We start from the raw sequence: 6,150 nt of genomic DNA, 5'->3' as shown, positions 1-6,150 counted from the left end.
GTACCGCCCCATACTTCGGCACAAACGCGTGTCAGCGCTGCAGTCAGGGTTGTTTTACCGTGGTCAACGTGACCAATGGTGCCCACGTTTACGTGGGGTTTACTACGTTCAAATGTTTCTTTTGCCATTGCAAACTCTCCTCAACAGGGACGTGGGCTAGGTTCAGAAAAGCTGACCCCAATTTACCTTCCACAACACTTAAGAGCCCCAAGTCGTCGAACTCAGACCTTAAATAGTCAAAACCGCAGGTTGCGCCTGCGGCTTTTAAAATGGAGCTCAAGAGCAGATTTGAACTGCCGACCTCACCCTTACCAAGGGTGTGCTCTACCAACTGAGCTACTTGAGCTTTGCACTATTAAGCGCTTTGGTCACCCCAAAGCCACCCAATTTTTTGGAGCGGGCAGCGGGAATCGAACCCGCATCATCAGCTTGGAAGGCTGAGGTTCTACCACTGAACTATGCCCGCTGCACTCACCTTTTAGCCAGCCAAAAGACTGTGCTAATAGCCACCTCAACCCATCACCGAAAGCTAAGAGGCTCAAAGCAATTTGAAACACCACACCAGGGTGGGCTTCCTAGCCTCCCGCCCCGCAAGACAGAAGGCCACTGATTTCCATTTGCCGCATGAAGGTCGATGCAAAGGGCTTGAAGCAAGTCAGCTCGAACCTGACAAACCAACCACTACCACGCAAGCAGCCTAAGCCCCAAAGAAGCTTAAGCACTTAAAACTCTTCAAAGAGTAAACAGCGGCTTTTGGCCTACTCTCTTAGGGTTACCGCTGTCGCGACGCTCTTAAGCACGGTATGCCTTCGAACTCAGCGGCGACCCAACCAAAAGGACTACAGACCCTATTGGCTCGACAGCCTCAGCTGCCATCGTCCCGAGTTTACTTAACTCGACCCGTCGAATAATGGTGCAGGGGGGTGGATTCGAACCACCGAAGCTTGCGCGTCAGATTTACAGTCTGATCCCTTTGGCCACTCGGGAACCCCTGCGAAAAGAGGCCGGTATTCTCCGCCTCACCTCGCATTTTGTCAACCATTTCCCTTTAGGAATCACTGGCTTAGCTAACAAATCACAAGGAAATTTTTGGAGCTGGCGAGAGGAATCGAACCCCCGACCGGCTGATTACAAGTCAGCTGCTCTACCTACTGAGCTACGCCAGCATCACTTAACACGCAGCCGTACATTGGTCGCCATGCTTTGTGGAGGCGCGATTCTAGTGAAACTACTGCAAGGATGCAACATCTGGGCAGTAATTTTGTTTGTAGGTTATTTCATCCAACCCATCGAGCAGATCAGCCCACGCTTTAGAACCCAATAGTGAGGCGGTTTCTGCATCGGCTACCACCCAGGATTGCTGAATGGTGCGAAGCTCTTCTTTTATTTGTGCGGCGTATCCACGAGAGACAATATCCCGCTGTCGAGCCACCGCTCGAGCCTTCTCATTAAACAATCCAAGAGAGATGCCGTTAGCCAAACTACCTTTGGGGATAACGAAACTGTCGATACTTTGGGCCTGCAGCTCAGACAACAACCTCAGCGCCTCCTCTCGGGTCACCATGGGCGCCAAGTAAACCCAGTAAGCTTTTTGGGTCGGCACCGCCACATCCTGCAGACGGGAGCTAACTTCCAGCGCGGCCAGGCGCTCCACCAAGATGTCGCCCTGGGCGAGGTTTTCAAATGGCCCGATGAAGGCACACAGGCGGGACGAGCCACTATTTGCAGTAGAGCCGGCACTAACCGGTTGCTCCGGAATACGCACACTGGCCAATGATTTGGCCGGCGTACTTTCAGCCGCTGGTGATTTGCCCGGCATAACCACAAAGCCATAGACCGCCAAGCCGACATTAAGGATTAACAAGCTAAAGAAAATGAATCGCAATTTTGGCCACTTTAGTTAGTTATTCGCCCGTGGAACCGATGCACTGATGGGCTCGCAGCATATGCTTAAGGCCGTCCAACACCAAATCTGGCCGCAATTGAGCCTGAGTCAGCGCCTCATGCAGCACCAGCGCATCACCGCCAGTCAGTATTAATGTTATTGTCGATTCGCGCCACCTACCCAGCGCATAATTGTGAGCTCGCTCAATCAGCCCCAAACCAGCATTGAAAACGCCATGCCCGACTGCCTCTGCGGTATTAGTGCCAGGCTGCTGACGACGCTCACGCGCCTCTGCCCCCATGACTATCGCCCCGGTATTGGTCAGCAGGGAGGACTGCATCATCTGTAAACCCGGAGCAATATAACCGCCAACATGCTCGCCCCCGGGAGCAATCACCTCGACATTGATAGCTGTACCAGCATCAGCCACCACCAAAACATCACCCGGCCATTCACAGACAGCCGCGACCATCGCCGCCCAACGATCAACCCCCATTCGTTTCACATCGGCATAACTGTTCAGGAGCCGGGAATTACCCCAGACAAACTCCCGCTCCGCCGTCATAAGCATAGGCTCTATTGCCAGATGCTGCCGGCACAAATCGAGAAGATCTTGCTGGTAGGAGACTTTGGCAACACTGCCGACCGCAACACTCTGCAAAGCACGCCCAGCTAACACCGCCTCCAGTTGCCGCAACCAGGATAAATTGCCAATTTCACTATTTAGCTCGCTACCAAAGGCCACGATCTGATCGTCGCCAGCACGCACTCGCCACTTGAAGCGGGTATTACCCTGGTCCACCTCAAGAATCACGATTGCGACCTCAAGCTGACCTCTCCACCGCTGAAGAGGCGAATCACACCATCAATTTCGACTTGTAGTGCCCCGCTCTGATCAACCCCGCGACTAATACCTACATGCTCCTCAGCGCCGGTTTTGACCACAACGGCCCGACCGAGAAAGCAATCTGCACCCGCCCATGCGGCCTTAAACCCGGCGAATCCTATCGCGGGAAACTCCTGCATCAAACACCCAACACGCAGAGCCAAGCCAGCCAGCAACTGGGATCTGGAAGGCAATTGCAGCCCCTGAGAGACCGCCAGGGTATTGAGATCTACCCAGGGCTGGTCGATCTGCTCGTAGGCACTCTTATCCAGACGGCCCATTGCGCAGTTGATGCCGACACCCACCACCAGATTACAGTTACCCGCCAGATCGCCGTCGATTTCAATTAAAATGCCAGCCAGTTTGCGGCCATTAAACAGAATATCGTTAGGCCACTTAAGACCCAACCCACTAAAGCCGAGCTCAGTCAAAAAACGGTGAATTACAGCCCCAACCGCCAGACTCAACCCTTCGAACAGGGCGATACCCTGACCGCTCTGCATTCCCAAACTAAAATAGAGATTACTGGCAAATGGGCTAACCCACTGACGACCTCGGCGACCACGCCCCGCCAGCTGCATCTCAGCTGCACACAGCACCACCCCGGACGGCGGCACGCGCTCATCGCGCAGGCGTTGCGCCGCCCAGGTATTAGTGGAATCAACCACCGGCAGCAGGTGAATGTCGATGCCGCTATCGTCCAGCCCGGGCTCGCTCGCCAGCATGGTATCGGCATCCAACAAATCCAGCGGATGCTGCAGACGATAGCCCGCTCCACGAATGGACTCAACGACCAAGCCAATACCCTCTAGCTTTTTCAGTTGCTTCCAAACTGCCGTGCGGCTAACACCGAGACGCGCACCCAAGAACTCCCCCGAACAGACGCGACCATCAGCCAACAGCTCGACAACAGCCATGAGAGAGTCCCACGAGGCAGGGGAGATCGTCGCATTGGTCATAATGCGACTCCGCTGTGCTGATATACCCGGGCATAGCGATTACCCAGGCTGGTTAGCACCTCATAGGCAAGTGTGCCGCTACTGATTGCGAGCTCATCAACACTTTGGTGCTCACCCAAAATCTCAACGGCACCCATCTCATTGACAGCATTAAAGCCTAACTTTTCGATGGCATTCGAGATATCAAAAACACAATAATCCATCGACACTCGCCCAACCATCGGCACCCGCACTCCACCCAAATAACCAAAGGTGCGGCCCGACAGGCTGCGTAACAAGCCATCGGCATAACCGCCACAAACTGTCGCTAACACAGCACCAGCAGGTAACGTCTGTGCCGCTCCGTAGCCGACGCTTGCCGTCTCCTTAAGCGTACGCACCTGTAAAATTGGCAGCTGCAACTCCACCACTCTGTTCAGTGCCAAGGGCTGCGTCGGATCCGGGCTGCCACCGTAAAGAGCAATGCCCGGACGCAACAGATCGAAATGCCAGCTGCTGCCAAGATAGATGCCTGCGGTACTGGCAAAGCTGCACTTTAACGCCGGCTGCAATGCTTTTGCCTCGGCAACCACCGTTTGAAACCTTTGTAACTGAACATAATTGAGTTCATGTGCAGGCTCATCGGCGCAGGCTAAATGAGAGAGCAATAAATGCGGCGCGAGACGCCCATCTGCACGAAGGCTTTTTAACTGACCTAACAGCTCCTCAGCGCTCATCCCCAATCGGCTCATGCCGGTATCCGCCATTACCGCATAAGCATCCGGCTGCCCTTTCAGAAACCATTGGTGAAGCTGATCACAGCTGTTGATTACCGGCATCAAGGCGTGACGACCAAAGAGATCACTTTCAATTGCCTGGTAACCATTCAATACATAGATTGACGCTCCGCCACCAATGGCACCGCGCAGCTCCACACCCTCAGCCGCGGTGGCGACGAAAAACGCCGTACAGCCGGAGTCATTCAGCGCCTTAGCGATAGGTGCGACGCCAAGCCCATAAGCATTTGCTTTCACCACGGCGGCACAATCCGCCCCTCTTCCCAGTTGTGCGAGCACCCTCCAATTGGCCACCACAGCATCCAGGTTTACTGTTAACCGGCCCATTGATGATTTTGATGTAGAGTTCATGAATCCTACGAAATAAGAAGATTTAAAACGCGGCCACCCGCACTTTGCTGAACAGAAGCCAGGCGACGGACTGCCCTATGCACAATCCAGCCAAAGCCACTAGCATCTAGCGCTTAACCGTTAACTATAGAAACAGAGCGAGTGGAAAGTGTTCTGTAATCTGCATCAAGCGTTGCCCGCCCACAACGATGCAATAGGTGCGGTATATCGATTCACCGAAACCTTTAGGCTGCTCGTTAATCGGCAACTCATGGGTATAGCCAATCTCAACCACAGCTCGATACTGCTCAGCACTCATCTGCCGTAACAACCAGCCAACACCGTGCACACCGTGATGCAACGCCTCCATCAAAGACGAGGGCATGACCGCCTCATTCATAAAGGAACGAGCATAAGCATATTTAACAGAACTGTGCAGCCCCACCAACTGAACATTGCGTTCAAACAAATTGATATCACGCGCAACCTGCACATTACCTTGGGAAACCAGCCGAACCTGCACAGGCTCCCAAAAAATTGCCTCCAAAGACTTGGTTACCGTCCCGTCAGTACTTAACAGCACGCGCAGTAATGGCGACAAAGAGCTTAAATCAATCGTTTGTCCGGACGGGGTAATAATCGCCCGTTCGAGATAGGCACTGGAATCAAATAGAGAGGGAGGCGCGTCACCTAAAAGATATTTCATGAACAAAGACTCAATGTATTGCCACCATTTCCCGATAGAAATGCACAGATCGACTGAAGCAAAGAACCAAGAATACCTCATTAGCAGAGAAACAGGGAAAAGCGGCGACCAGGGAGTGAAACCGGATGGCGCCTGTAACTAGCACCCAGAAACTATTGGTCAACAAATTGCAAACTGATGCTACCAGACTTCAACAGCATTGATGGCCCTAGACCCAAAGACTGAAGCGCATTGCAAGGTAAGTACGCCCAACGCGTTCGCAATCAGCAAGCCTGGCCAGTTAGTGACACCATGAAACAACGGAAAAACCGGGTATTTCCAGCAACGGATAGCTCCACGCGTAATAGGGCCAGAGCGCAAAAAGAGGCTATAGCTCAATTTTTTCTCGCCGAGAACAAGCATACGCCGAGGCAACCAGTGCCCTGCAAGCCACCATAGCCCCATCTCGCATTACTTATTCCCGTACTTAGCGACGTAAAAAAGAAAAACCCCGAACCATCACTGATTCGGGGTTTTAGTATAGAAGCTTGACGATGTCCTACTCTCACATGGGGAGACCCCACACTACCATCGGCGATGCGTCGTTTCACTACTGAGTTCGGGATGGG

At 53.1% G+C, this 6,150-nt stretch carries 6 protein-coding genes and 4 tRNA genes; all 10 read right to left on the bottom strand.

Annotation, left to right across the window (positions count from 1 at the left end; all coding sequences use genetic code 11):
• Positions 1-128 (bottom strand): GTP-binding protein (locus SBL51_RS23070; RefSeq protein ID WP_317933557.1); only part of this gene is annotated, 128 nt, incomplete at its 3' end.
• A 142-nt stretch (positions 129-270) separates the two neighbouring features.
• A tRNA-Thr gene (locus SBL51_RS23065) sits at positions 271-346 on the bottom strand.
• Between the two features lie 46 nt (positions 347-392).
• A tRNA-Gly gene (locus tag SBL51_RS23060) sits at positions 393-466 on the bottom strand.
• 445 nt (positions 467-911) lie between these two features.
• A tRNA-Tyr gene (locus SBL51_RS23055) sits at positions 912-995 on the bottom strand.
• Between the two features lie 95 nt (positions 996-1,090).
• A tRNA-Thr gene (locus SBL51_RS23050) sits at positions 1,091-1,166 on the bottom strand.
• Positions 1,167-1,228: 62 nt separating this feature from the next.
• Complete coding sequence (locus SBL51_RS23045) at positions 1,229-1,885, bottom strand: SPOR domain-containing protein (RefSeq protein WP_317933562.1); 657 nt, start codon at positions 1,883-1,885, stop codon at positions 1,229-1,231.
• 19 nt (positions 1,886-1,904) lie between these two features.
• Positions 1,905-2,699, bottom strand: coding sequence for a type III pantothenate kinase (locus tag SBL51_RS23040; RefSeq protein ID WP_317933561.1), 795 nt, complete (start codon positions 2,697-2,699; stop codon positions 1,905-1,907).
• Positions 2,696-3,730 carry a biotin--[acetyl-CoA-carboxylase] ligase gene (locus tag SBL51_RS23035; RefSeq protein ID WP_317933560.1) on the bottom strand — a complete coding sequence of 345 codons (1,035 nt, stop codon included), beginning with the start codon at positions 3,728-3,730 and terminating at the stop codon, positions 2,696-2,698. Before SBL51_RS23035 ends, SBL51_RS23040 begins: the two co-directional genes overlap by 4 nt.
• On the bottom strand, positions 3,727-4,857 hold the full coding sequence (gene alr / locus SBL51_RS23030) for an alanine racemase (protein WP_317933559.1): 1,131 nt from the start codon (positions 4,855-4,857) through the stop codon (positions 3,727-3,729). Before alr ends, SBL51_RS23035 begins: the two co-directional genes overlap by 4 nt.
• 124 nt (positions 4,858-4,981) lie before the next feature.
• The gene (locus SBL51_RS23025) at positions 4,982-5,542 is read right to left on the bottom strand and encodes a chorismate--pyruvate lyase family protein (RefSeq protein WP_317933558.1); all 561 of its coding nucleotides are present in this window, start codon (positions 5,540-5,542) and stop codon (positions 4,982-4,984) included.
• Positions 5,543-6,150: the final 608 nt, after the last annotated feature.

This window comes from Halioxenophilus sp. WMMB6, from assembly GCF_033283405.1.
GTDB lineage: Bacteria > Pseudomonadota > Gammaproteobacteria > Pseudomonadales > Cellvibrionaceae > Halioxenophilus.
Note: the sequence above shows the minus strand (reverse complement) of the source record. Positions and strands in the feature narration are given on the sequence as shown.

Coding starts and splice junctions, on each gene's coding strand:
- SBL51_RS23035 (WP_317933560.1), bottom strand. CDS start 3,730: ATGACCAATGCGACGATCTCCCCTGCCTCGTGGGACTCTCTCATGGCT.
- SBL51_RS23025 (WP_317933558.1), bottom strand. CDS start 5,542: ATGAAATATCTTTTAGGTGACGCGCCTCCCTCTCTATTTGATTCCAGT.
- alr (WP_317933559.1), bottom strand. CDS start 4,857: ATGAACTCTACATCAAAATCATCAATGGGCCGGTTAACAGTAAACCTG.